At 67.4% G+C, this 24,621-nt stretch carries 21 protein-coding genes; 16 read left to right on the forward strand and 5 right to left on the reverse strand.

The genetic code is table 11. The features are described 5' to 3' along the window. Positions 1-17: 17 nt before the first annotated feature. The 6 genes from D1793_RS16820 to D1793_RS16845 are packed head-to-tail and all read left to right on the forward strand — an operon-like array spanning position 18 to position 5,271. Complete coding sequence (locus D1793_RS16820) at positions 18-647, forward strand: TRAP transporter small permease (RefSeq protein WP_119023163.1); 630 nt, start codon at positions 18-20, stop codon at positions 645-647. A gap of 3 nt (positions 648-650) precedes the next feature. Further along, on the forward strand, positions 651-1,934 hold the full coding sequence (locus D1793_RS16825) for a TRAP transporter large permease (RefSeq protein ID WP_119023164.1): 1,284 nt from the start codon (positions 651-653) through the stop codon (positions 1,932-1,934). A 14-nt stretch (positions 1,935-1,948) separates the two neighbouring features. Then, positions 1,949-2,467 (forward strand): gluconokinase, GntK/IdnK-type, encoded by a 519-nt coding sequence (locus D1793_RS16830; protein WP_346426385.1) that lies wholly within the window; start codon positions 1,949-1,951, stop codon positions 2,465-2,467. Positions 2,468-2,492: 25 nt separating this feature from the next. Next, positions 2,493-3,641: a galactonate dehydratase gene (gene dgoD, locus D1793_RS16835; protein WP_119023166.1), complete on the forward strand. Its 1,149-nt coding sequence runs from the start codon at positions 2,493-2,495 to the stop codon at positions 3,639-3,641. 5 nt (positions 3,642-3,646) lie between these two features. Next, entirely contained in the window at positions 3,647-4,633 is a 987-nt protein-coding gene (locus D1793_RS16840; RefSeq protein WP_240407702.1) for a 2-dehydro-3-deoxygalactonokinase, read from the forward strand. Between the two features lie 23 nt (positions 4,634-4,656). After that, the gene (locus tag D1793_RS16845) at positions 4,657-5,271 is read left to right on the forward strand and encodes a 2-dehydro-3-deoxy-6-phosphogalactonate aldolase (RefSeq protein WP_119023168.1); all 615 of its coding nucleotides are present in this window, start codon (positions 4,657-4,659) and stop codon (positions 5,269-5,271) included. Positions 5,272-5,442: 171 nt separating this feature from the next. On the opposite strand, the gene D1793_RS16850 is transcribed toward D1793_RS16845, so the two are convergent. The 3 genes from D1793_RS16850 to D1793_RS16860 are packed head-to-tail and all read right to left on the reverse strand — an operon-like array spanning position 5,443 to position 8,147. After that, positions 5,443-6,609, reverse strand: a complete 1,167-nt coding sequence (locus tag D1793_RS16850) for a nucleotide sugar dehydrogenase (RefSeq protein ID WP_119023169.1) — start codon at positions 6,607-6,609, stop codon at positions 5,443-5,445. A gap of 24 nt (positions 6,610-6,633) precedes the next feature. After that, positions 6,634-7,332, reverse strand: a complete 699-nt coding sequence (locus D1793_RS16855; RefSeq protein WP_119023170.1) for a pseudouridine synthase — start codon at positions 7,330-7,332, stop codon at positions 6,634-6,636. After that, positions 7,332-8,147, reverse strand: a complete 816-nt coding sequence (locus D1793_RS16860) for an amidohydrolase (protein ID WP_119023171.1) — start codon at positions 8,145-8,147, stop codon at positions 7,332-7,334. Before D1793_RS16860 ends, D1793_RS16855 begins: the two co-directional genes overlap by 1 nt. A gap of 149 nt (positions 8,148-8,296) precedes the next feature. Between D1793_RS16860 and rarD the strand changes: the two genes are divergently transcribed. Next, on the forward strand, positions 8,297-9,214 hold the full coding sequence (gene rarD, locus D1793_RS16865) for an EamA family transporter RarD (protein WP_119023172.1): 918 nt from the start codon (positions 8,297-8,299) through the stop codon (positions 9,212-9,214). On the opposite strand, the gene D1793_RS16870 is transcribed toward rarD, so the two are convergent. Together D1793_RS16870 and D1793_RS16875 are read right to left on the reverse strand one after the other, a co-directional pair. Further along, positions 9,215-10,921, reverse strand: a complete 1,707-nt coding sequence (locus D1793_RS16870; protein WP_240407703.1) for a methyl-accepting chemotaxis protein — start codon at positions 10,919-10,921, stop codon at positions 9,215-9,217. A gap of 210 nt (positions 10,922-11,131) precedes the next feature. Continuing rightward, positions 11,132-12,406 (reverse strand): aminotransferase class I/II-fold pyridoxal phosphate-dependent enzyme, encoded by a 1,275-nt coding sequence (locus D1793_RS16875; protein ID WP_119023174.1) that lies wholly within the window; start codon positions 12,404-12,406, stop codon positions 11,132-11,134. Positions 12,407-12,563: 157 nt separating this feature from the next. On the opposite strand from D1793_RS16875, the gene sulP reads away from it, so the two are divergent. From sulP to D1793_RS16915, 9 genes are all read left to right on the forward strand, one after another. Further along, complete coding sequence (gene sulP / locus D1793_RS16880; protein ID WP_119023175.1) at positions 12,564-14,285, forward strand: sulfate permease; 1,722 nt, start codon at positions 12,564-12,566, stop codon at positions 14,283-14,285. 231 nt (positions 14,286-14,516) lie between these two features. Further along, a complete protein-coding gene (locus tag D1793_RS16885) occupies positions 14,517-15,677 on the forward strand; it encodes a TAXI family TRAP transporter solute-binding subunit (RefSeq protein ID WP_119023176.1) in 1,161 nt (386 codons plus the stop codon). 47 nt (positions 15,678-15,724) lie between these two features. Next, positions 15,725-17,734 (forward strand): TRAP transporter fused permease subunit, encoded by a 2,010-nt coding sequence (locus tag D1793_RS16890; protein ID WP_119023177.1) that lies wholly within the window; start codon positions 15,725-15,727, stop codon positions 17,732-17,734. A gap of 44 nt (positions 17,735-17,778) precedes the next feature. Then, positions 17,779-19,218 carry an enoyl-CoA hydratase/isomerase family protein gene (locus tag D1793_RS16895; protein ID WP_119023178.1) on the forward strand — a complete coding sequence of 480 codons (1,440 nt, stop codon included), beginning with the start codon at positions 17,779-17,781 and terminating at the stop codon, positions 19,216-19,218. After that, positions 19,215-20,411: an acyl-CoA dehydrogenase family protein gene (locus tag D1793_RS16900; protein ID WP_119023179.1), complete on the forward strand. Its 1,197-nt coding sequence runs from the start codon at positions 19,215-19,217 to the stop codon at positions 20,409-20,411. Before D1793_RS16895 ends, D1793_RS16900 begins: the two co-directional genes overlap by 4 nt. A gap of 32 nt (positions 20,412-20,443) precedes the next feature. Beyond that, on the forward strand, positions 20,444-21,565 hold the full coding sequence (locus D1793_RS16905; RefSeq protein ID WP_119023180.1) for an acyl-CoA dehydrogenase: 1,122 nt from the start codon (positions 20,444-20,446) through the stop codon (positions 21,563-21,565). Between the two features lie 27 nt (positions 21,566-21,592). Then, a complete protein-coding gene (locus tag D1793_RS19525) occupies positions 21,593-21,742 on the forward strand; it encodes a hypothetical protein (RefSeq protein ID WP_162899860.1) in 150 nt (49 codons plus the stop codon). A gap of 13 nt (positions 21,743-21,755) precedes the next feature. Further along, positions 21,756-23,204 carry a TrkH family potassium uptake protein gene (locus D1793_RS16910; protein WP_119023181.1) on the forward strand — a complete coding sequence of 483 codons (1,449 nt, stop codon included), beginning with the start codon at positions 21,756-21,758 and terminating at the stop codon, positions 23,202-23,204. Between the two features lie 65 nt (positions 23,205-23,269). Further along, on the forward strand, positions 23,270-24,514 hold the full coding sequence (locus tag D1793_RS16915) for a TraB/GumN family protein (protein WP_119023182.1): 1,245 nt from the start codon (positions 23,270-23,272) through the stop codon (positions 24,512-24,514). Positions 24,515-24,621 lie beyond the last annotated feature (107 nt).

A 24,621-nucleotide genomic window follows, 5' to 3' on the forward strand; every position in this document is an offset into this window, starting at 1 on the left:
GCCAATGGAGTAGCCCCATGCCTGCCTCTCCCCCTCCGGCGCCTCGTCCCGTCGAGGCCATCGATATCCAGGCGGCCATCGATCAGGCAGAGGCCTACCTCGATGACCCCAACCGTGCCCCGCTGGAGATCGACACCGAGATCCGAAAGGGGCCTGCGATCTTTCGCTGGATCACCCTGGCGATGGAGCACTTGATTGCCACGCTGCTGGTGGCGCTGATCGTCTCGGTATCGGCCAATGTCATCGGCCGCTCGTTGCTTAACCGTTCACTGCCCTGGGCCGATGAACTGGCGCGTATGCTGTTCATCTGGCTGATCTTCGTGGGTGCCGCGGCGGCGTTCGCCCGCTACGAGCACATCGCCGTGGACTTCCTGGTGCGCCGGCTGCGGCCGCGCGCCGCTCATGCCCTCTACCTGCTGCAGCACCTGGTTATCACCGGCCTGATGGCTGTGATGCTCTGGGGAGGCTATGTCGTGATGTCTCGCTCCACCGGTCGAACAGCGTTGCTCGGTGTGCCATGGAATCTGATCAACTTCTCGCTGGTGCTCTGTTCCGCCTTCATTCTGGCCGTGTCGCTGTGGCGCGCCTGGCAAAGCGTCGTCCAGATATGTCGCCCGGCCTCACCGCATCACCAAGGAGGTCGTTAGACCATGCTGTGGATCTTCCTGGGCATTCTATTCACGTCGCTGGCTCTCGGGCTGCCGATCGCCTTCGGACTGGGCGTGGCCGCGGTGGTCATGGCCCTGCTCTCCGATATCCCGCTGTCGATCCTCATCGAGCAGTCGATTCGCGGGGTCAACAACTTCCCCCTGCTGGCCATTCCCTTCTTCATTCTGGTTGGCGAGGTGATGAGCCACGGCGGCATTGCCCGGCGGCTGATGGATCTGGCTGGCGCCCTGGTGGGCTTCGTGCGCGGGGGGCTCGGCCAGGTGGCGATTACCGGGTCCATGTTCTTCGGTGGCATCAGCGGCTCCGCCGTGGCAGACACCGCCGCTACCGGCGCCATGATGATTCCCTCGATGAAGCAGCAGGGGTACTCGGCGCCCCATGCCACCGCCATCAACACCGTCTCTTCAGTGATCGGCATCATCATCCCGCCCTCGATTCCGCTGATCCTCTACGGCATCGTCACCGAGACCTCGATCAGCCGCCTGTTCATCGCCGGCATCGTGCCGGGCCTGCTGATCGGCGCCGGCCTGATGCTCACCACCTTCATCATCGCCACCGTCCAGCACTCCGGTCAGACCCGGCAGTTCCGTCTCGATGTGCTCTGGCAGGCCTTCAAGGCCGCCTGGCTAGCCCTGGTACTGCCGGTGATCATCATCGGCGGCATCATCGGCGGGGTCTTCACCGCCACCGAGGCGGCCGTGGCTGCGCTGCTCTACTCGCTGTTCATCTCACTGGTGGTCTATCGCGAGTTTCCGCTGCGTGCCCTGTGGGGGATGCTGATCCGTACCGCGCGCCTGACCGGCATGGTGCTGCTGCTTCTCGCCTTCGCCACGGTGATCGCCTGGTTCCTGACCATCAACATGGTGCCCCAGACCCTGGTACGTCAGGTGCAGGCCATCACCCAGGAGCCCTTCCTGCTGCTGCTGATCGTCGCCGGCCTGCTGCTGCTGGTGGGATTCGTGATGGACCTGACCCCGGCCATGGTCATCATGGCGCCGATGCTGACACCGATCGTGACATCGGTGGGCGTCGACCCGGTCTACTTCGGCGTGCTGATGGCCTTCATCCTCGGGATCGGCCTGCTGACGCCACCGGTGGGCACCTGCCTATACGTGGGATGCGGCGTCGGGAAGGTCTCCATGGAGGCGCTGGTCAGGGCGATGCTGCCCTACTACGCGACGCTGCTGGTGGTGCTGGTGATCCTGATCGCCTTTCCGGGGATCGTCACCTGGCTGCCCGACCTGGCCGCCGTGCGCGGCAACTGACCGAGGAGAGGGATGTGACGACGACACGCCGTATCCTGGTGATGGGGGTGTCCGGCTCGGGCAAGACCGTGGTCGGCCGCCTGCTGGCGGCGCGACTGGGGGCTGAGTTCATCGACGGCGACGACCACCATTCGCCCTCCAGCATCGACAAGATGGCCCGCGGCATCCCCCTCAATGATGAGGATCGACGCGAGTGGCTCGAGACGCTGGCGGGCTTCCTGGCCGATCACCGGGAGCGACAGGTTCCCCTGGTGATCGGCTGCTCGGCTCTCAGGCGACGCTACCGGGACACTCTGCGTCGCGGCGACCCTGAGCTGCTGATCTTCTTCCTGAAGGGTAGCCGCGGGCGGTTACGACAGCGGCTCGGGCAGCGTGAGTCCCACTTCTTCAAGGGCGACGCCATGCTCGACAGCCAGCTCGCCGCTCTGGAACCCCCCGGACCAGACGAGGCGATCCCCCTGGATATCGACCGGTCGCCCGCCGCGCTGGTCGAGGCCTGCATTGCACACCTCACCTCGATCGACACCCGATGACGTCAGCCACCCGCGAGGGACAGCGATGAAGATCACCCGACTCAAGACCTGGCAGGTGCCGCCGCGCTGGCTGTTTCTCAAGATAGAGACCGACGATGGCTGCTACGGCTGGGGTGAACCGGTCGTCGAGGGACGCGCCGCCACCGTTGAGGCAGCCGTCCATGAACTGGCCGATCTCCTGGTCGGCCAGGATCCCCACCGCATCGAGCACCTCTGGAATGTGATGTACCGCGGTGGCTTCTATCGCGGCGGGCCCATCCTGATGAGCGCCATTGCCGGCATCGACCAGGCGCTCTGGGACCTCAAGGGGCGTGACCTCGGGGTACCGGTTCACCAGCTGCTGGGCGGTGCGGTACGCGACCGGATGCGCATGTATGCCTGGACCGGTGGCGACCGCCCCAGCGACGTGGGTAACGGCGCCCGGGCGCTGGTTGCCCAGGGCTTCACCGCCTTCAAGATGAACGGTACCGCGGAACTTGCGATCGTTGATTCCCACCGCAAGGTCGACGAGGCCGTAGCCCGGGTGGCAGAGGCTCGTGATGCCGTGGGTCCCGATGTCGGTATCGGCATCGATTTTCACGGTCGAGTGCACCGCCCCATGGCCAAGGCGCTGCTGCGCGAGCTGGAGCCCTTCCACCCGATGTTCGTCGAGGAGCCGGTGGCCCCGGAGCATCTGCCCTGCCTCGGCCAGATCGCCGGCGGGCTCGGCTACCCCCTCGCCACCGGCGAGCGGCTGCACACCCGCTTCCAGTTCCGCGACCTGCTGGCCGAGGGCATGATCGACATCATCCAACCCGACCTCTCCCACTGCGGCGGCATCAGCGAAGGCCTGAAGATCGCCGCCCTGGCCTCGGCCCACGACGTGGCGCTGGCGCCCCACTGCCCACTCGGCCCACTGACCCTGGCCGCCTCGCTGCAGCTGGATGCGGTATGCCACAACGCCTTCATCCAGGAGCAGAGCATGGGCATTCACTACAACCGGGACAACGACGTCCTCGACTACCTGGTCGACAAATCGGCATTGGCTATCCAGGTGGGCTTCTGTGATATCCCCAAGGGCCCCGGTCTCGGCGTGGAGATCGACGAGGCCTTCGTCGAGGAGCGCGCCCGGGTCGGCCATCGCTGGCGCAATCCGCTGTGGACCCATGAGGACGGCTCGGTGGCCGAATGGTGAGCGGCATGGTGGCCGAAAGTCTTTGCTGGATCGGCGTCGACTGGGGCTCCAGCCATCTGCGCGCCTGGGCGCTGGACGCCAGAGGCCAGGTCCTGGCACGAGGAGGCAGCGAACGCGGCATGCTCTCGCTGACCCCGGACGAGTATGAAAGCGCCCTGCTGAACGTGATCGGCGACTGGCTCCCCGACACCAGCCGCCGGGACGTACTGGTCTGCGGCATGGCCGGCGCGCGGCAGGGCTGGCGAGAAGCCGCCTATCTGCCGGTGCCGACCCGCTTGGACGCCCTGGCACGAAGCGCCGTGTCGCCGCCGTGCCAGGATCCGCGACTGCGGGTCCGGCTCCTCCCGGGGCTCTGCCAGACCGCTCCAGGCCACTTCGATGTGATGCGCGGCGAGGAGACCCAGCTCGCGGGCCTGATCGCAGATGATCCTGACACCTCGGGCTTCGTCTGTCTGCCCGGCACCCATGCCAAGTGGGCTCGGCTCGAACGTGGCGCCATGACTCGTTTCACCACCTTTCTGACCGGCGAACTCTATGCACTGCTGGCCCGACAGTCGGTCCTGAGACACTCCGTGGCTCACGGGCAGAGCGCGGAGCTGCTGGATGATCCCGGCTGTCACGAGGCCTTCGTCGCGGCCGTCCGTGAAAGCCTGGCATCGCCCGGGGACTTTTCAGCGCATCTCTTCGGCTTGCGCGCCGCCGACCTGCTGGACGACAACCTGCCGGCCGGAGAAGGCCGAGCCGCTCACCTGGCCGCGCGCCTCTCGGGTCTCGTCATCGGCCTGGAGCTGGCCGGCACGCGACTACCCGACCCCGGCGTCACACCAGTTGGGCCCGTTACCCTGATTGGCGATGCAGCGCTCTGTGAACGCTATGCCCTGGCGCTGGAGGCCGTCGGTCACACCAGTCGCTGCCTGGACGGGGAACGCGCCGTACTCGACGGTCTCGCCCTGGCCCATCGAGCCCTGGCCCGCCAGCCCCTGGCCGAGTGAGAAACGACACGGGAGACGTCCCCATGCCCCTGCTTGAGCCCCTGCCCCTGATCGGCATCCTGCGAGGCGTCACCCCTGAAGAGGCGGTGGCGGTGGGCGAGGCGGTGGTGGCCGCCGGCATCACGACCCTGGAAGTGCCGCTCAACTCGCCGGAGCCCCTGGAGAGCATCCGCCGCCTGGTAGAGGCGCTGGGCGAGCGTGCCCTGGTCGGAGCCGGTACCGTGTTGACGGTAAGCCAGGTGCGCGAGGTTCACGCCGCCGGCGGTCGGCTTATCGTCTCGCCCAACTGCCGCCCGGCAGTGATCGAGACCACCCGTCACCTCGGCATGCAGAGCTGGCCAGGCATCGTCACACCCTCCGAGGCCTTCGACGCTCTGGAGGCCGGTGCCAATGGGCTCAAGCTGTTCCCCGCGGTTCAGGTCGGCATCGACGGCATGCAGGCGCTGCGCACCGTGCTGCCGGCGGGTACCCGGCTCTACGCCGTGGGCGGCATCGGCATCTCGAATTTTTCGGCATGGCGAGCCGCCGGCATCGATGGCGCCGGGCTGGGCGGCGCGCTCTATCGTCCTGGCCAGGCTCCCGAGCTCGTCGGGCGGCAGGCCCGCGAGCTAGTCGCCGCCTGGCGGAGCGATGGGTAGATGCGCCAAGCATCAGCACAGCCGCCGCCAGCATACAGCGCAATTTCAGGGGTGAAGTGCCCCCCAGAGCTGCACAGGCTATAGGATCAGCAGCTGGGCGGCCTGTGCCTCGATCTGCTCATACATTTATTACTTCTTTAGGCAATCGGACTCTGGCCCTGGGGAGCTTGGTCAATCGCTGCCGAACAGGTCCCGGGTGTAGACCTTCTCGGCGACGTCGTCGAGCTCGGCGGCCATGCGGTTGGAAAGGATCACATCGGCCTCGGCCTTGAAGGCATCGAGGTCGCGGATCACCCGGGAGCCGAAGAAGGTCTTCTCGGCGAGCACCGGTTCATAGACCACCACCTCGATACCCTTGGCCTTGATGCGCTTCATCACGCCCTGCATGGCGCTGGCGCGGAAGTTGTCGGAGCCGGTCTTCATGATCAGCCGGTAGACCCCCACCACCCGCGGATGGCGCTTGAGGATCTGCTCGGCGATGAAGTCCTTGCGGGTGCGGTTGGCATCGACAATGGCCGCGATGATGTTGCTCGGCACGTTCTGGTAGTTGGCCAGCAGCTGCTTGGTGTCCTTGGGCAGGCAGTAGCCGCCGTAGCCGAAGGAGGGGTTGTTGTAGTGCTTGCCGATGCGCGGGTCGAGCCCCACCCCCTCGATGATCTGGCGGGTATCCAGGCCGTGGGTCTCGGCGTAGCTGTCCAGTTCGTTGAAGTAGGCCACCCGCATGGCGAGATAGGTGTTGGCGAAGAGCTTGATCGCCTCCGCCTCGGTGCTGTTGGTGAAGAGCACCGGGATCTCGTCGTCCAGCGCCCCCTGCTTGAGCAGGCCGGCGAAGGCCTCCCCGCGGGGGGAGTGCTCGCCGACGATGATCCGCGACGGGTGCAGGTTGTCGTAGAGCGCCCTGCCCTCGCGCAGGAATTCCGGCGAGAAGATCAGGTTCTCGGTACCGAAGCGCCGGCTGGCCTCGGCAGTGTAGCCCACCGGCACGGTGGACTTGATCACCATCACTGCGCCTGGGTTGATCGCCATCACGTCCTGGATCACCGCCTCGACGTTCGAGGTATCGAAGGTGTTGGTCTTCGGGTCGTAGTCGGTGGGGGTCGCGATCACCACGAAGTCGGCATCGCGGTAGGCCGCCTCCTTGTCCAGGGTCGCCGTGAAGTCCAGCTGGCGGTGGGCCAGGAACTCGCTGATCTCGGCATCCTCGATGGGCGAGCGCCCCTCGTTCAGCATCGCGACCCGCTCAGGGACGATATCCACCGCCACGACCCGGTTGTGCTGGGCCAGCAGCATGGCGTTGGAGAGACCGACGTAGCCGGTACCGGCAATGGCAATCTTCATGGCGTACGCTCCTGGTTTTCGAGACTAGAAGGCGGCAATTTCGTCGGCGGTGAGTTCGCGCCATTCACCCTCGGGCAGCTCGCCCAGCGCCAGCGGGCCGATGGACTCGCGGTGAAGGGCCACCACATGGTTGCCGATGGCGGCGAACATGCGCTTCACCTGGTGGTACTTGCCCTCATAGAGGGTGAGCTCGGCGACCATTGGCTCGCGCATGGCAAGCTCCGCCGGGCGGGTGGGCGTCTCCTCGCCGTCGAGCACCACGCCCTCGGCGAAGGCCTCGATGGCGTGCGCCAGTGCATCGCCCTCCAGCGGCTCGGCCAGGGTGACCCGGTAGACCTTGCCGCAGCGGTGCTTCGGGGAGGTGACCCGGTGGGACCACTGGCCGTCGTCGGTCAAGAGCACGAGCCCGGTGGTGTCGACGTCGAGCCGTCCCACCGGCTGCAGGCGCTCGACCTTGGGTAGCTCGATCAGGTCGATGGCCCGGGGATAGAGGGTGCGCCGGGCGGTGCACTCAACTCCCATGGGCTTGTGGAGCATCACGTAGCGCAGCCCCACCAGCGCCAGCGGCACGTCGTTCCAGGTGACCCGGCTGGCCTCGCCGATCTGGGTGGCGGGGTTCTTGACGATCTCGCCGTCGACGCTGACTTCCCCGCGATGCAGGGCCTTCTTGGCCAGGCTGCGGGTCAGTTCGGTGGTCTCGGAGAGGAAGCGGTCGAGGCGCATCAGAAGCCGACTCCGTCGGAGAGGGTGAAGTGGTCGGCATCGCGCCAGGCGGGAAACTTCTCCCGGAAGGCCTTGAGCTCATCCAGCGACAGGCTGCCGGTCTTCACGAAGACGCTGCCTTCGGGCTCGTCGATCAGCGCTTCGCCCTTGGCGTCGATCAGCATGGAGTCGCCGGCGTAGGGCAGTCCGTTGGCGTCCTCGCCTACGCGATTCACGCCGATCACCGGGCAGAGGTTCTCGATGGCTCGGGCCTGCAGCAGGGTGCGCCAGGGGTGGCGCCGCGGGGCCGGCCAGTTGGCCACGCAGAGCAGGGCGTCGTACTCGAAGTGCTCGCCGGGGGCCGGCTGCTGGCGCAGCCAGACCGGGAAGCGCAGGTCATAGCAGACGCTGAGCAGGAGCCGGAAGCCCTTGAGCTCGACGATCACCCGCTCGTGGCCCATGGCGTAGCGCTCGTGCTCGCCGGCCATGCGGAACAGGTGGCGCTTGTCGTAGGTGGCAAGCGTCCCGTCGGGGCGCGCCCAGATCAGGCGGTTGAAGTAGCAACCCTGCTCCACGATCGCCACGCTGCCGGTGACCACGCAGCCGCGCTGCCAGGCCTGGTCCTTGAGCCAGGCCACGGTGCGGCTCTCCGCCATGGGCTCGGCCATCTCGCGGGAGTTCATGGTGAAGCCGGTGGCAAACATCTCGGGCAGCACGATCAGGTCGGTATCGGCCTTGCCGAGGTCGCCCAGGGTCTCCTCCAGCATCCGGCAGTTGGCGTCCGGGTCTTCCCAGCGCAGGTCGCACTGCACCAGGGTCACTCTCAACTCGCTCATGGGGCGCTCCTGCTCGATAGGTGATTGTGACAGCAAGCGTAACTCAGGCCCGGTGCCACGTCAGCCGCCCCCGTAGCGGCCAGCCCGATAGCCTGCTAACGTACAGTTTCTCCCGTCACCTTATCCGCCGCCCTGGCCACGAGACCCCGATGCGTCCATCGCCCAGCCCTGCCCCCGATCGCGAACCCGCCAAGGGGGTCGCCTTCGGCCTCTCCGCCTATATCCTGTGGGGCTGCTTTCCGCTCTTCTTCGCCCTGTTCCAGGGGGTGCCGGCCTTCGAGATCCTGATCCACCGGATCCTCTGGTCCTGCCTGTTCCTGGTGGGCCTGGTCACCCTGCTCAAGCGCTGGGCACCGATCCGCAAGGCCCTGAGCGAGCCGCGCCGCCTGGGCAGCGTGCTGGGCTGCGCGCTGCTGATCGCGATCAACTGGGGGCTCTACATCTATGCGGTGGAGACCCGCCAGGTGCTGCAGGCGAGCCTGGGCTACTTCATGACGCCGCTGGTCAACGTGGCGCTGGGCATGCTGGTGCTGCGCGAGACCATGCACCGGCTGCAGGCGGCGGCCGTGGGGCTGGCCGCCGTGGCAATCCTGATCCAGCTGCTGCTGCTCGGAGAGCTGCCGTGGATCAGCCTGGGGCTCGCCTTCTCCTTCGGTACCTACGGGCTGCTGCGCAAGCAGGTGCCGCTGGACGGCCTCTCGGGGCTCTTCGTGGAGACCTTGCTGCTGCTGCCGCTGGCGCTGCTGACGCTTGCCTGGCTAGTCCAGGTCGACCTCTCCCACTTCCTGGGGGATACCCGCACCACCCTGCTGCTGATTGCCAGCGGAGTGATCACCGCCCTGCCCCTGCTGGCCTTCGCCGGCGCGGCCAGGCGGCTCCGCCTGGCCACCCTCGGCTTTCTGATGTACATCAACCCCACCATCCAGTTCGGCATCGCCCTGCTCGTGTTCGGCGAGCCGCTCACGGCGGTGCAGCTGGCCACCTTCGCGCTGATCTGGACGGCGCTTGCGCTCTACACCTGGTCCGCCTGGCAGGGGCGAGCGCGGCGCGAGATAGCCAGGGAGTGATCACGAAAGGGCTTCGTGCTGGCGCCGCGCCGGATCCGGCGAAGCTCGCACCTCTGGATCCGCCGCCAGCAGCTCGCCCTCGAGGGAGGACGGCACCTGCCTCGTGGCGTGACTCTCGAGCACCGGGGAGTAGCCGACCCGGAAGCCGCCCCAGTGCTTGCCCGCCACCATGAGTGGCACCGACAGGTCGTGCATGATTTCACCGGTGTCGCGCTTGTAGGTCTGCAGCAGCAGCGGTTGGCGGTGACTGCCGCAGCGCTTGCCGGTCGGGTCATCGAAGATCCGCTTGCTGCGGCTGAACTTGAGATCGTGCGCGAGATCACCGGTGGGAGATTGGCTGACGGCCAGGTTGTGGGTCGGCACATAGCCGTTGCGATCGCAGCTGATGGCGTAGGCCAGGCCATGTGCCTTGAGCAACGGCTCCTGCACGCCAGGAAAGAGACGGTCGCAGAACTCGTCATAGCGAGTCCGATACTTGGTGGGCTGGGTGTCCGGCACCGGTTCATAGCGGCCGTCGAAGAGCTGATCGATGCTCAGCTCCCCGCGGCGCAGCGCCTTCTCCAGCAGTCCCTGCAGCTGATCCGCCGCCTGACGTGCCACGCGATAGACCTGCTGATGGCGACCATCGAGGCGCTGCTGGGCCAGGGCCGCCTCGACCCCTTCGGCGCTCTGCATCAGGGCACGGGCCTGGCATGCCAGGCTGTGCATGTCGCGGTTGCCCTCATCCACCTCATGGGACAGCGACTGCAGAGTGACGGCAATCCGCTGGCTATGGTGCCTCGTATCCTCCATGGCTGTGGCGATCTCGGCAATCTCACGCTCCACGCCCTGCACGCTGTGGCTCATGGCGGTGAGGCGCTCCCCCACCGTCGTCATCTCGGCCGCCTGGTGCCCCACGCGCCCCATCAGCGAACCGATGTTCTCGACCACCTGGTGAATGCTCACGCCGATATCGCTTACCAGAGATTCGACGTGGCGGGTCGCATCGGCCGTCCGCCCGGCCAGCGCCCTGACCTCGCCTGCCACCACGGCAAAGCCGCGCCCGTGCTCCCCGGCCCGCGCCGCCTCGATCGAGGCATTCAGGGAGAGCAGGTTGGTCTGCTCGGCGATCTCCTCGATCATGGCGGTGACCCGCTTCACACCGCCGGCCTTCTCCTCCAGAGAGCCGAGCTGCGCCAGCGCCTCGGTGGAGCGCTCGGCCAGCGCCTGCATCTCCTTGACCACCGCCTCAAGCTGCTCTCGGCTCACCTCGCTCCCCTCCCGAGAGCTGGTCGCCAGCCGGGCGACCTGACTCGCCCCGCTGGCCACCTGCTCGATGGCACTGCTGATGGCCGTCATGCTGGTGGAGGCGTCATGGACAACGCGCTCCTGGCGCGTCAGCCGCTGATCGAGACGATCGGCGTGGTAGGAGACCTCAGCGGAGGCGATGGCCGCCACGCCGGTGCGCCCTACCAGGTCATGGCCCAGGCGGCGCAGGGCCAGATAGTCCTGTACCGGAGGCAACCAGGCTCGCCGCCGGGCCTTCAGCTCCAAAGCAGGCAAGGCGTAGATCCTCAGCATCCCGGCATATAGGGCCAGGGCACCGGCCACAGTGGCGAGCGGCAGGGCAAGCCAGGGTGTCCAGGGAGACATCCCATGATGGGTGACCACGCCGGCTGCGACGGCCACCAGCGCTGCGAGAAGATAGATGACAAGCTGCATAGTCATGCGCCCCATACGTTGTTGTTATTTCCGGACAGCAGCTTAGTCCCTTCGGCGCCGGGTGAGACCTGCACTTTGGCCTGACACACCATGGTTGGACTCAAGTTATGACAGCGTTGGACGACAGCGCCCGAAAGCGCTTGCCTTCCATCAACAAAGCGGCGCCGCCCCCCTGCCACGACAAGGGGACGGCGCCGCTCCTGGATGACGAGGCGATCAGCGCTGGCTTTCGGCCAGAGCCTGATCGAGGTCGGCGAGGATGTCGTCGATATGCTCGATGCCGATGGAGAGGCGCACCATGTCCGGCGTCACCCCCGCCCTGACCAGCTCCTCGTCGTTGAGCTGGCGGTGTGTGGTGGCGGCGGGAATCGATGAGCAGGTCTTGGCATCGCCGATATTGACCAGGCGCAGGATCATGCCCAGGGCGTCGTAGAAGCGCGCGCCGGCCTCGCGGCCGCCCTTGATGCCGAAGCTCAAGATGCCCGAGGCGCGTCCGCCCATGTACGCCTGGGCCAGGCCGTGGTCCTTGTGGCTCGGCAGGCCCGCGTACTTCACCCAGGTCACCGCGTCGTGGCCCTCCAGGTACTCGGCCACCCGCTGGGCGTTGTCGCAGATACGCTCGATTCGCAGCGCCAGGGTTTCGAGCCCCTGCAGCAGGTTCCAGGCGGCCTGGGCGGAGAGCGCCGCCCCCATGTTGCGCAGCGGCACCACCCGGGCGCGGCCGATGAAGGCGGCCTCGCCGAGATCCCGCGTGTAGCAGACCCCGTGGTAGGAGACATCCGGCTGGTTGAGCAGCGGGAAGCGCTCGGCGTGCTCGGCCCAGGGGAACTTGCCGGAGTCGACGATGACGCCGCCCACGGTGGTGCCGTGGCCGCCGATGTACTTGGTGGCCGAGTGGATCACGATATCGGCGCCGTGCTCGATGGGGCGCCACAGGAAGGGAGTGGGCACGGTGTTGTCGACGATCACCGGTACGCCGTGGCGATGGGCCACCTCGGCCAAGGCCTGCATGTCCACCACGCTGCCCGAGGGGTTGCCGACGCTCTCGCAGAAGACCGCCTTGGTGCGCGCATCGATCAGCGCCTCGAGGCCGGCCAGGTCGTCCTTGTCGGCGAAGCGCACCTCGATCCCCTGGCGCGGCAGGGTGTGGGCAAAGAGGTTGTAGGTGCCGCCGTAGAGCTCGCTGATCGAGACGATGTTGTCGCCCGCCTCGGCAATGGTCTGGATCGCATAGGTGATGGCGGCCATGCCCGAGGCCACGGCGAGGCCGGCGAGCCCGCCCTCCAGTGCCGCCACGCGCTGCTCCAGCACCGCGCAAGTGGGATTCATGATCCGCGAGTAGATGTTGCCCTCGACCTTGAGGTCGAAGAGGTCCGCGGCGTGCTGGGCGCTGTCGAAGGAGAACGAGGTGGTCTGGTGGATGGGCACCGCCACCGAGTGCTGGTCGTCGGGGGCATAGCCGTGGTGCAGGGCGATGGTTTCGCGCTTCATGAGGTGTCCTTGCGGTTGTTGTGGATGAGCCGATGTGGATGATCCGGTGTGGGTGGTGGGCCGACACGGCCATTTCACCAGATGCTAACCCACTCTGAACACCGCCACGCATATCGTTTAGTCTCTAGGGTCACTCCCCCTGTCGAACGAAGAACGGATGCTCAAGCGCTACCTGCCGATTCTCACCTGGCTGCCCCACTACAACCGCCGGCTGGGCGGCGCCGACCTGCTGGCCGGCCTGATCGTCACCGTGATGGTGATTCCCCAGTCGCTGGCCTACGCCCTGCTCGCCGGCCTGCCCGCCGTGGTGGGGCTCTACGCCAGCATCCTGCCGGCGGTGCTCTATGCGCTGCTCGGCACCAGCCGCACCCTGGCGGTGGGGCCGGTGGCGATCATCGCACTGATGACCGGTGCGGCCCTCTCAGGGGTGGCCACCCCGGGCACCCCTGAGTACCTGCAGGCGGCCCTGGTGCTGTCGCTGCTCTCCGGGCTGATGCTCGCGGCCATGGGCCTGGCCCGCCTGGGCTTCTTCACCAACTTCCTGAGCCACCCGGTGATCGCGGGATTTCTCTCCGCCTCGGGGCTCTTGATCGCCGCCAGCCAGGCCGCCCACCTGCTGGGCATCGAGGCCAATGGCTATACCGTCATCGCCCTGCTGGGCAGCCTGGTCTCAAGCCTCGATGCCGTGCACTGGCCAACCCTGGCGCTGGGCGGTGGCACCCTGCTCTTCCTGCTGCTGTGCCGGCGCCACGCCAGGACGCTGCTGCTCCGCCTGGGCCTGGCCGACCCCATCGCCGCCCTGCTGTCGCGCTCGGGCCCGGTGCTGGCGGTGCTGGTCACCACCTGGCTCAGCTGGCACTTCGCCCTGGCCGAGGCCGGGGTGGCGGTGGTCGGCGCCATCCCCGGGGGGCTGCCGCCCCTCACTCTGCCCGGCTTCGATGCCTCGCTGTGGCGCGCCCTGCTGATCCCGGCGCTCTTGATCAGCGTGGTGGGCTTCGTGGAGTCGATCTCCATGGCCCAGATGCTGGCCGCCCGGCGCCGCCAGCGGATCTCGCCCAACCAGGAGCTGATTGGCCTTGGCGGAGCCAACCTGGCCGCGGCCTTCTCGGCGGGCATGCCGGTCACCGGCGGCCTGTCACGCACCGTGATCAGCGACGAGGCCGGCGCCCAGACCCCCATGGCGGGGCTCTTCGCGGCGCTCGGCATCGGCCTGGTCACCCTGGCCTTCACCCCACTGCTCTACCACCTGCCCATCGCCACCCTGGCCGCCACCATCACCGTGGCGGTGCTGACCCTGGTGGACATCCCGATGATCCGCCAGACCTGGCGCTACTCCCGCGCCGACTTCTCGGCCATGGCGGTGACCATCCTACTGACCCTGGTGGAGGGGGTCGAGGCCGGCATCATCGGCGGCGTAACGCTCTCGGTCGGCCTGTTCCTCTATCGCACCAGCCGCCCCCACAGCGCCATCGTCGGGCGCATTCCCGACACCGAGCACTTCCGCAGCGTCACCCGCCACGAGGTGCAGACCCTGAGCCACGTCGCCTTCCTGCGCATCGACGAGAGCCTCTACTTCGCCAACGCCCGCTACCTGGAGGACACCGTCCATGCCCTGGTGGTGCGCCGCCCCGGGCTCGAGCACGTGGTGCTGATCTGCTCGGCAGTCAACCTGATCGACGCCTCGGCGCTGGAGAGCCTCGACGCCATCAACGCCCGCCTCAAGGAGTCCGGCGTCACCCTGCACCTGGCCGAGGTCAAGGGACCGGTGATGGACCGCCTCAAGCGCAGTGACTTCCTCGACGACCTGACCGGGCGGGTCTTCCTCAGCACCTACGCGGCCTGGCAGGCGCTGGGGGCTTCCTCTACCACCGGCAGCTGATCGGCTGACGCCGCATCGCGCTTCGGCCTAGACATTGGTCTAGGCCTTTCACTTCTGGCGCTTCTCCAAGTGGCCCAGCCAACGCCCCTTTTCACGTTGGTCCCAAGACAAGGCGGCCCATGGCCCGTCGCGATGTCATTGACATCGTCGCTGCCAGTTCCCTACTATCGATGACGTATTCGGAACTCAATACCGCACAGCAAAACAATATCAATATCTGAGGAGCCCTCCATGCGATCAATCACTCGCCAACTCGCTCTCGCCAGCCTGCCCTTCGCCATGCTGGGCAGCAGCATCGCACTAGCCAACGAGATCAATCTCCCTCGCACCATGGCGTGGACCGCCTACGGCACCAACTCCAGCGGCTATGCCCAGGCCGTGGCGATCGGCAACATGCTGCAGTCCAACTACGGCACCGCGGTCAGGGTGCTGCCCGGTGACAACGACGTCTCGCGCATGACGCCGCTGAAGCAGGGGCGGGTCGATCTCTGCGCTTGCGGCATTGCCAGCTACTATGGCGTCGAGGGGGTGATGATGTTCGCCCATCCCGACTGGGGCCCTCAGCCCATTCGCCTGATCACCACCTCTACCGCCTCGTTCGGCCTCTCCCTTGCCGTGGCCGGTGACCTGGGAGTTGAAACTCCGGCGGACCTGCGCGGCAAACGGATCGCCTACATCCGCGGGGACGACGCCCTCAACAAGGGAACCGAGGCCTATCTGGCCTTCGGCGGCCTGACCTGGGACGACGTGGAACGCATCGACTATCCTGGCTATGGCCGCTCCTTCGATGGCATCATCGCCGGTAACGTCGATGCCTCCTTCACGACCACCGTTACCCCTCCCGCCCAGCAGCTCGCCAGCAGCCCCCGCGGCATCAGCTGGCCGGTGCTCGATCCCAATGACGCCGAGGGCTGGGAACGCATGGCCGCCGTCGCCCCCTACTTCCAGCCCCACCGGATCACGTCGGGCGCCGGCGGCGTCAGTGCCGACAACCCCGTCGACAGCGCCAGCTACCCCTATCCCATCGTGGTCGGTAACGCCGACCTCGACGACGATGTTGCCTATGGCCTGATCCGTGCCCTGCAGGACAACTATGACGACTACAAGGACAACGCTCCCGGTGCCGTGGGCTACGCCCTGGAGTATCAGGATCTGCAGTGGGTGATCCCCTTCCACGACGCCGTCGTGGACTACTACGAGGAGATCGGCGTCTGGACCGACGAGATGCAGGCCCATCAGGAGCAACTGGTCGAGCGTCAAAACCTGCTGCTGGCGGCATGGGAAGACTTCGTCAACGACGCACCCGACGATGAAGAGGCCTTCGGCAGCGCCTGGATGGAGGCACGTGCCACCGCACTGCGCGACGCTGGTTTCGACCCCGTCTTCGAGTGACCCCCCGGGGGGCGGCTCGGGCTGCCCCCAGCTTTCTGGACGCTGCCATGACCCTCACTGCTGACAACGACGGCACCCGACAGGCCAAGGAGAAGATCCGCCAGATGCGGACCCTGCCGCTGCCACTGCGCTGGATACCCGGCGCCGTGACGGTGGCCCTGCTGCTGATGACCCTGGACTACCTCTTCAATTTCGGCTACCTGACCTTCGTCACCGGATTGGAGACCCAGTTCTACTATGCGGTGGTGGCCCTTCTGCTACCACTGATCTACCTGCTCTGGCCGCTGACCCCGGCGGGCCAGCACCGCCCCATTCCCTGGTACGACTATCTCCTCAGCGCCGTAACTTTGGCAGTCAGCGGCTACTTCGTGATCCACGCCGACTCGATCCTGGAACGGGGCTGGGCCTTCGCGGCTCCGGATACCGCTCTGTGGGTCAGCTATGCCTGGTGGCTGCTCATCATCGAGGCGGCGCGCCGCGCCGGCGGCTGGCCCATCGCCGTGATCGTCACCCTCTTCTCACTCTACCCCCTCGCAGCCGACGTGATGCCGGGACCCATTCAGGCCTTTCCTTCATCGCTCTCGGAAACGGCCATGTACCACACCATGAGCACCGAGAGCATCATGGGCATCCCGCTGCAGGCCTTCGCCGGCCTGGTGATCGGCTTTCTGGTATTCGGGGTGGTGCTGCAGAAAAGTGGCGGTGGCAAGTTCTTCATCAACCTGGCCTTCGCCCTGCTCGGCCATGTGCGGGGCGGCCCGGCCAAGGTATCGATCTTCTCCAGCGGCCTGATGGGCTCGATGAGCGGCAGCGTGATCAGCAACGTGCTGACCACCGGCGTGCTGTCGATTCCCGCCATGCGGCGCATCGGCATGAGCCGCTCCTTCGCCGGCGGGGTGGAGGCCTGCGCTTCCACCGGCGGGGTACTGATGCCCCCGGTGATGGGCGCCACCGCCTTCGTCATGGCGATGTTTCTCGACGTGCCCTATTCCGCTGTTGTGCTGGCCGCGATCATCCCGTCGATCCTCTATTTCCTCGGCCTGTTCATCCAGATCGATGCCTACGCCGCGCGATACGATATCAAGGGGCTGCCCGCCGTCGAATTGCCGTCACTCTGGCAGACGCTGAAGGAGGGGTGGTACTTCATCTTCGTCTTCGCGCTGCTGGTCTGGATGCTGCTGGTGATGCAGCGTGAGGCCGTGGCCCCCTTCTACGCCACCGCACTCCTGCTGGTCCTCAACCAGCTCTCCCGGCACAACCGCTGGGGTTGGAAAGATCTTGGCGAGGCGCTGTCGAGTGCGGCCAAACTGTTCGCCGAGCTGATCGCCATCCTGGCAGGCGTGGGGATGCTGGTGGGCGCACTCTCCATGACGGGGCTCTCCGGCACCATCGCCAATGACTTCATCCATCTCGCCGGTGGCAGCGTTCCGTTGCTGCTGATCATGGGCGCCCTGACCAGCTTCGTGCTGGGTATCGGCATGACCGTCACCGCCGCCTACATCTTCCTGGCCGTGGCCCTAGCACCGGCCCTGATCCAGGGCGGCGGCCTCGACCCGATGGCGGTGCACCTGTTCATCCTCTACTGGGGCATGCTCAGTTTCATCACGCCGCCGGTGGCGCTGGGTGCCTTCGCCGCCGCTACCGTCGCCGGCGCCCGACCGATGTCGACCGGCCTGCAGGCCATGCGGCTGGGCAGCGTGATCTACTTCATTCCCTTCCTTTTCGTGCTCAACCCGGCGCTGATCATGCAGGGCGAGCCGCTGCAGATCGTGCTGGTGTTCGTCCAGGCACTGGCAGGCATCGTGCTGTTCGCTTCGGCCATGCAGGGCTATCTGATCGGGGTCGGGCGACTGGGTCATGGCGCGATCCAGGAGACGGCGATTCGCACCCTGGTGCTGATCTCGGGGCTCACTCTCGCCCTGCCCGGGGGCGGCATGGTGCCGCTCAGCCAAGTCGAACTGCTCGGCATTTCGCTGGCCGCCCTGGTGCCTGCCGTCCTGCTGGCCCGCTGGAGTCATCGCCACCGCCGTGGCGACGCGCACGAGCCGAGCCTGTGAAGCGAACCGGCCACACACCACGCCCATCACCCGGAGTCCATTGCATGCCAGCCTGTGTCCACTACCAGCGCCATGACGACATCGGTCTGATCCGCATCGACAATCCACCCGTCAATGCGCTGAGCCACGCCGTCCGCAGCGGCCTGATCGAGGCGCTCGATCGGGGCCTGGCCGATGACGCCGCACGCGCCCTGGTGCTGATGGCAGACGGTCGCACCTTCATCGCCGGTGCCGATATCCGCGAGTTCGGCAAGCCGCCGCGGCAGCCGCTGCTGCCGGAGGTCATCGCCCGTCTCGAGGCCAGCACCAAGCCTCTGGTGGCGGTACTCCACGGCACCGCCCTGGGCGGCGGCCTCGAGGTGGCACTGGGCTGCCACTACCGTGTGGCCCTGCCGGGCACCCGGGTCGGCCTGCCCGAGGTCAAGCTCGGCCTGCTGCCCGGTGCCGGCGGCACCCAGCGGCTGCCCCGCCTGGTCGGTGTGGACTGCGCCCTGGAACTGATCACCAGCGGACGGTTCGTGCCCGTCGAGGAAGCAGTGGCGCTTGGCATCATCGATGCCATCGACGCAACCGATGCTCCACTGGATGCCGGCCTCGGCGCGGCCCGCGCCATCCTGGCAGGCCAGCGCAGCGCCCGCCGGACCGGAGAGCTGCCCGCCCCCGCCGCCGACCCCGGCGCCATCGAACGCCATCGGGCTCGGCTCGAAGCCGAGGTGCCCGAGCTGTTCTCGCCATTCCGTTGCCTCGAGGCGGTCGCGGCCAGCACCGAGGCCGGCCTGGCCGAGGGGCTGCGCCGCGAGCGCGAGCTGTTCCTCGCCTGCATGGACTCCCCCCAGCGGGCCGGACTGATCCACGCCTTCTTCGCCGCCCGCGCCCCGCACAGGGTGCCTGACACCGACGAGCCCCCGATGCTGACACGCATCGCGCTGCTCGGCGAGCACCCGCTCTTCGACCGCCTCAAGGGCCATGCCGGCCGGGCCGACATCGTGCTGACCGACCTGCCGGACGCCTCGACACAGGCCTGCCTGATCGCCCCCGACAACAAGACTCCCCCTTGTCCGGCGGGGTGCCCGTCCATCGTCCTGCAGCCGTCCGAGGGCATCGCCCGGCTGGATGAGCTTGACGCAGACCTGGTGCTGGTCACGTCGCCACGGAGCGCGCTGGTGGAACTCGTTGCCACTCACGCCAGTGCCGAGCAGCAGCAGGCCACGGCCTCTGCCCTCAAGGCACTGCGTCAGACCGTCGTGGTCAGCCGCGGCCAAAGCCTGCTCGCCGCGCTGCTTAGGGCGGCCAACGCCTCGCCTGATGACCGGTGCGCCGCCATGGAGGCGGCCAGCCTGTCCCTCGCCGAGCAGGGGGTCTGCTATCGCACCAGCGATATCGACCTGCTGGCCGTGGAGGTCCTCGGCTACCCGCGTCATCTCGGCGGCCCCCATCGCCAGGCCACCCTTTCTGCATCCGCCACCTCGGAGACATCCCCATGAACCTGACCTACAGTGCCGAGGAACGGGCCTTCCGCCAGGAAGCACGCGACTTTCTCGCCACGGCACTCCCCGACGACATCCGCGAACGCGTGCGGCTCGGCCGGCGGCTCTCCGCCGATGACCACGTGCGATGGCAGAATATTCTCAGTGAGCGCGGCTGGCTGGCCACCAACTGGCCCGAGGCACACGGGGGGCCCGGCTGGGGCCCGGTGCAGCGACATATCTTCGACGAGGAGTGTGCCGCCGCCCATGCGCCGACCGTGGTGCCGTTTGGCGTCAACATGGTCGCGCCGGTGATCATGAAGTTCGGTAGCGAGGCGCAGCAGCGCCACTACTTGCCGCGTATCCTCGCCAACCGGGACTGGTGGTGTCAGGGCTACTCCGAACCCGGGGCCGGCTCCGATCTGGCCAGCCTCAAGACCCGCGCCGTGCGCGACGGTGAGCACTATGTCGTCACCGGACAGAAGACATGGACCACCCTGGGGCAGCACGCCAACATGATGTTCTGCCTCGTGCGTACCGACCCGGACGCCAGGAAGCAGGCCGGCATCAGCTTTCTGCTGATCGACATGGCGAGCCCGGGCATCTCGGTACGCCCGATCATCACCCTGGATGGCGCCCACGAGGTCAACGAGGTCTTCCTCGACGAGGTCCGCGTACCGGTGGCCAACCGCATCGGCGAGGAGGGCCAGGGCTGGACCTGCGCCAAGTTCCTGCTGACCCATGAACGCACCGGCATTGCCGGGCTCGGCCACGCCAAGCAGGCGCTGACCCATCTCAAGTCAGTGGCCACCCGGGTACAGCATCGCGGGCGGCCGCTCCTCGAGCTGGCGAGTTTCCGCCAGCGGGTGGTGAAGGCCGAGCTCGAGCTGATGGCACTGGAGGTGACCAACCTGAGGGTCATCGCCGCGGCCCGGGATGGCGGCGTACCGGGGGCGGAGAGTTCGCTGCTCAAGGTGCGCGGCTCGGAGCTTCGCCAGGAGCTCAGCGACCTGACCCGCCGCGCCCTGGGGCCAGCCGCGCTGCCCTTCTTCCCCGACTTCCTTCACGGCGACGGCGAGCTCGACGACCCGACCCTGGCGGAGAGTGCCGCTGGGGCCGCCCAGTACTTCAACCGCCGCAAGCTTTCAATCTATGGCGGTGCCAACGAGATCCAGAAGAGCATCGTCGCCAAGACAATTCTCGGCATGTGAGTCGCCGACCCTCGGCACCCAAGGAGCCGCCCATGGACTTTTCCCTGACCGACGAGCAGCGCATGCTCGCCGATACCCTCGATCGCCTGATTGCCGACCGGGTCGCCCCCGAGCAGCGCCGCGCCATGCTCGAGGCAGCTGCCGACGAACCCTCGGCGCTGTGGCAGACCTTCGCCGACCTCGGATTACTGCACATGCCCTTCGCCGAGGAGGTCGGCGGCCTCGGCGGTGACGGCATTGACCTGATGCTCATCATGCAGGCCCTGGGTCGCGGCCTGGTACCCGACGCCTACCTGGCCGGACTGGTGCTGCCCGGCGATCTGCTGGCCCGACTCGGCGATGCCAAGCAGCGGGAACGCTGGCTGACCCCGCTGCTGGAAGGTGACCATCAGTTGGCACTCGCCTGGCAGGAGAGCCACGCCCGCTACGATGCCCACGGCATCGCCACCGCGGCGCGCCGGGATGGCGATGGCTGGCGTCTCGATGGCAACAAGCAGCTGGTGCTCAATGCCGCCTCGGCCGCTGCCCTGCTGGTCACCGCCCGTCTCGACGACGGGTGCCTGGGCCTGTTCGTGGTCCCCGCCGACGCCGACGGCCTGTCACGCCGCGACTACCTCACCATCGACGACCAGTCGGCGAGCGACCTGACCCTGAAGGCCGTCTCGTTGAGCGACGACTGCTGTCTCGGCCTCGACGTCGCCCAGGCCCTCGATGCCACCCTCGCGCTCGGCCGCGCGGCGCTGTGTGCCGAGGCGGTCGGTGCCATGGAGGTTGCCTGCGAGCAGACCATCGACTATCTCAAGGAGCGCAAACAGTTCGGCACCCCCCTGTCGGCGTTCCAGAGCCTGCAGCACCGCATGGTCGACATGCACCTGCACCTCGAGCAGGCCCGTTCAATGGCGATTCTCGCCGCCACCAGCCTGGCCCTTCCCGATGCCGAGCGCGACTATCGCCTCGCCGCGGCCAAGGCCTACTGCGGCGAGGCCGCACGCTTCGTCGCCGAGCAGGCCATCCAGCTGCATGGGGGCATGGGCATGACCGAAGAGTGCTACGTCTCCCACTACGCCAAGCACCTGGTGATGTTCGATCATTACCTGGGCGATGTCGACCACCACCTCGACTATGTCAGCGACCACCTTGTGGACGCGGCCTGACCGCTGATGGAAACACAGGAGAACTCCATGGCAACGATCGAACGTGACTCAATGGACTTCGATGTGGTCATCGTCGGCGCCGGCCCCTCGGGCCTGGCCGCGGCGTGCCGGCTGATCGACAAGCGCCGCATCCGCGACGTGGAGCGGCTGTTCCAGGTCGGCCTGACCTTCTTCTGACAGGGAGTCACCGATGAGCCTGCGCATGATCCTGCGCATCCTCGGCCTGCTGCTGATGCTGTTCAGCCTGACCATGATGCCGCCGATCCTGATCTCCCTGCTGTTCGGCGACGGCCAGTGGAACGCCTTCGCGGTGGCCATCGGCATCACCGTGCTGACCGGCCTGGCGATGTTCCTGCCCAACCGGCGCGCGCGCAAGGAGCTGCGCACCCGCGACGGCTTCCTGATCGCGGCGCTGTTCTGGAGCGTGCTGGCACTGTTCGGCTCGCTGCCGCTGATGCTCGCCGGCGACTCGGCGCTCTCCATCACCGATGCGGTGTTCGAGTCCTTCTCGGGGCTGACCACCACCGGGGCCACGGTGATCACCGGCATCGAGCACCTGCCCGAATCGATCCTCTACTACCGCCAGCAGCTGCAGTGGCTGGGCGGCATGGGGATCGTGGTACTGGCCGTGGCGATCCTGCCGACGCTGGGCGTCGGCGGCATGGCCCTCTACCGCACCGAGATCCCGGGGCCCCTCAAGGACTCCAAGCTCACTCCGCGCATCACCGAGACCGCCAAGGCACTGTGGTACATCTACGCCGCCCTCACCGTCACCTGCATGCTGGCCTACATGGCCGCCGGGATGAACTGGTTCGACGCCCTGGGCCACAGCTTCTCCACCGTGGCCATCGGCGGCTTCTCCACCTACGACGCCAGCATCGGCCACTTCGACAGCGCCCTGATCGAGATGATCTGCGTCTTCTTCCTGATCGTCTCCGCGGTGAGCTTCAGCCTGCACTTCGTGGCCTGGCGCGAGAAGCGGCTGACCCACTACTTCCAGGACCCCGAGGCGCGCTTCCTGCTGCTGTTCCTGCTGGGCCTGGCGGTGATCACCGTGGTCTCGCTGTGGCTCACCGAGACCTACGGCACCGAGCGCGGCCTGCGCCACGGCGTCTTCCAGGTGGTCTCGGTGGCCACCACCGCCGGCTTCGGGGTCGCCGACTTCTCGGCCTGGCCGGGAGCGCTGCCCTTCTTGCTGTTCATGGCCGCCTTCGTCGGCGGTTGCTCCGGCTCCACCGGCGGCGGCATGAAGGTGATCCGCATCATCCTGATCCTCAAGCAGGGGATGCGCGAGGTGATGCGGCTGATCCACCCGAACGCGGTGATCGCGGTGAAGGTGGGCAAGGTGAGCGTGCCGGACGGCATCGCCCAGGCGGTGTGGGGCTTCTTCTCGGTCTACGTGATGCTCTTCTTCCTGATGCTGGTAGGGGTGATGGCCACCGGGGTCGACCAGGTCACCGCCTGGTCCACCGTGGCCTCGGCCCTCAACAACCTGGGCCCGGCCCTGGGTGAGGCCTCCGGCCACTATGGCGACCTGCCGACCCTGGCCAAGTGGATCCTGGTGATGGCCATGCTGCTCGGCCGCCTGGAGATCTTCACCGTGCTGGTGCTGTTTACCCCCGCCTTCTGGCGGCGCTGAGGGGATTTGGCCGGCACGGGCCCATCGTGGATAATCGGTCCCTCACTCTTTCAGATCGAGCGTCCATGACCGACTCCCAGGACACCGCGATGCCCATCGCCTCGACGGCCGGCGTGACCGGCCCGCGCCGCGTCATCCAGGTGGGCGAGACCCGTTATACCCTGCTGGGCACCGCCCATGTCTCCGCCGAGAGCGCCGCCGACGTGCGCGCCCTGGTCCGTTCCGGCGAGTTCGACGCCGTGGCCATCGAGCTGTGCGACTCGCGCCACCACAGCCTCGCCAACCCGGATGCCCTGCATGATCAGGACCTGTTCGAGATCTTTCGCCAGGGCAAGGCGGGCATGGTGGCGGCGAGCCTGGCGCTGGGCGCCTTCCAGCAGCGCGTGGCCGAGCAGTCGGGAATCGAGCCCGGCGCCGAGATGCGCGCTGCCCTGGAGGAGAGCCGCGAGGCGGGCCTGCCGCTGCTGCTGATCGACCGCGACGTGGGCGTCACTCTCAAGCGCATCTACCACAACGTCCCCTGGTGGCAGCGCTTCTCCCTGTTCTCGGGGCTGCTGGGCAGCGTGCTGTCGCGCCAGGACGTCTCCGCCGCAGAGATCGAGCGCCTCAAGGAGGGCGACGTGCTGGAGTCGACCTTCAGCGAGTTCGCCGCCGAGTCCGAGACCCTCTACACGCCGCTGATCAGCGAGCGCGACCGCTACATGGTGCTGCGCCTGGCGGAGGAGGCCCCGCCGGGGCGCTACCGGAATGTGCTGGTGGTGATCGGTGCCGGCCACATGAAGGGCATGGCCGAGGAGCTTCAGGCGCCGCTGCCCGAGGCCCCGACGCCGGAACGCGAGGCGCTGGAGGTGACCCCGCCGCCGTCGAAGGTCTGGAAGGCGCTGCCCTGGGTGATCACCGTGCTGGTACTGACGGGCTTCGCCATCGGCTTCTCGCGCAACACCGAGCTGGGCTGGCAGCTCGTCGGCGAGTGGTTCCTGATCAACGGCGTGCTCTCGGCGGCGGCCACCCTGGTCGCCCTGGCCCATCCGTTGACGGTAACGGCCACCTTCTTCGCCGCGCCCCTCACCTCGCTCAACCCCACCATCGGCGCCGGCTTCGTGGCCGCCGGGGTCGAGCTCTACCTGCGCAAGCCCAAGGTGCGCGACTTCTCGACTCTGCGCCATGACGTCACCGAGCTTGCGGGCTGGTGGCGCAACCGCGTCTCGCGCACCCTGCTGGTCTTCATGCTGGCCACCCTGGGCTCCGCCGCCGGCACCTGGGTCGCGGGCTTCCGCATCGCCGGCGCCCTGTTCGGCAGCTCGCCTTGATCACGCCAGGAGCCCCTAAGGCCCGGGGCTGACCTGGCGACAAGCCTGCGAGGAGGCGCTGTGAATACCTCCATGTACGCTACCGACGCCATCCATGGCGTAGGACC

This window comes from Halomonas sp. JS92-SW72, from assembly GCF_003547075.1.
Taxonomy (GTDB): Bacteria; Pseudomonadota; Gammaproteobacteria; order Pseudomonadales; family Halomonadaceae; genus Halomonas; species Halomonas alkalicola.

Excerpts from the sequence above, each read along its gene's own strand:
- D1793_RS16820 (WP_119023163.1), top strand. The coding sequence starts at position 18 with ATGCCTGCCTCTCCCCCTCCGGCGCCTCGTCCCGTCGAGGCCATCGAT.
- D1793_RS16825 (WP_119023164.1), top strand. The coding sequence starts at position 651 with ATGCTGTGGATCTTCCTGGGCATTCTATTCACGTCGCTGGCTCTCGGG.
- dgoD (WP_119023166.1), top strand. The coding sequence starts at position 2,493 with ATGAAGATCACCCGACTCAAGACCTGGCAGGTGCCGCCGCGCTGGCTG.
- D1793_RS16840 (WP_240407702.1), top strand. The coding sequence starts at position 3,647 with ATGGTGGCCGAAAGTCTTTGCTGGATCGGCGTCGACTGGGGCTCCAGC.
- D1793_RS16845 (WP_119023168.1), top strand. The coding sequence starts at position 4,657 with ATGCCCCTGCTTGAGCCCCTGCCCCTGATCGGCATCCTGCGAGGCGTC.
- D1793_RS16850 (WP_119023169.1), bottom strand. The coding sequence starts at position 6,609 with ATGAAGATTGCCATTGCCGGTACCGGCTACGTCGGTCTCTCCAACGCC.
- D1793_RS16855 (WP_119023170.1), bottom strand. The coding sequence starts at position 7,332 with ATGCGCCTCGACCGCTTCCTCTCCGAGACCACCGAACTGACCCGCAGC.
- D1793_RS16860 (WP_119023171.1), bottom strand. The coding sequence starts at position 8,147 with ATGAGCGAGTTGAGAGTGACCCTGGTGCAGTGCGACCTGCGCTGGGAA.
- rarD (WP_119023172.1), top strand. The coding sequence starts at position 8,297 with ATGCGTCCATCGCCCAGCCCTGCCCCCGATCGCGAACCCGCCAAGGGG.
- D1793_RS16870 (WP_240407703.1), bottom strand. The coding sequence starts at position 10,921 with ATGACTATGCAGCTTGTCATCTATCTTCTCGCAGCGCTGGTGGCCGTC.
- D1793_RS16875 (WP_119023174.1), bottom strand. The coding sequence starts at position 12,406 with ATGAAGCGCGAAACCATCGCCCTGCACCACGGCTATGCCCCCGACGAC.
- sulP (WP_119023175.1), top strand. The coding sequence starts at position 12,564 with ATGCTCAAGCGCTACCTGCCGATTCTCACCTGGCTGCCCCACTACAAC.
- D1793_RS16885 (WP_119023176.1), top strand. The coding sequence starts at position 14,517 with ATGCGATCAATCACTCGCCAACTCGCTCTCGCCAGCCTGCCCTTCGCC.
- D1793_RS16890 (WP_119023177.1), top strand. The coding sequence starts at position 15,725 with ATGACCCTCACTGCTGACAACGACGGCACCCGACAGGCCAAGGAGAAG.
- D1793_RS16895 (WP_119023178.1), top strand. The coding sequence starts at position 17,779 with ATGCCAGCCTGTGTCCACTACCAGCGCCATGACGACATCGGTCTGATC.
- D1793_RS16900 (WP_119023179.1), top strand. The coding sequence starts at position 19,215 with ATGAACCTGACCTACAGTGCCGAGGAACGGGCCTTCCGCCAGGAAGCA.
- D1793_RS16905 (WP_119023180.1), top strand. The coding sequence starts at position 20,444 with ATGGACTTTTCCCTGACCGACGAGCAGCGCATGCTCGCCGATACCCTC.
- D1793_RS19525 (WP_162899860.1), top strand. The coding sequence starts at position 21,593 with ATGGCAACGATCGAACGTGACTCAATGGACTTCGATGTGGTCATCGTC.
- D1793_RS16910 (WP_119023181.1), top strand. The coding sequence starts at position 21,756 with ATGAGCCTGCGCATGATCCTGCGCATCCTCGGCCTGCTGCTGATGCTG.
- D1793_RS16915 (WP_119023182.1), top strand. The coding sequence starts at position 23,270 with ATGACCGACTCCCAGGACACCGCGATGCCCATCGCCTCGACGGCCGGC.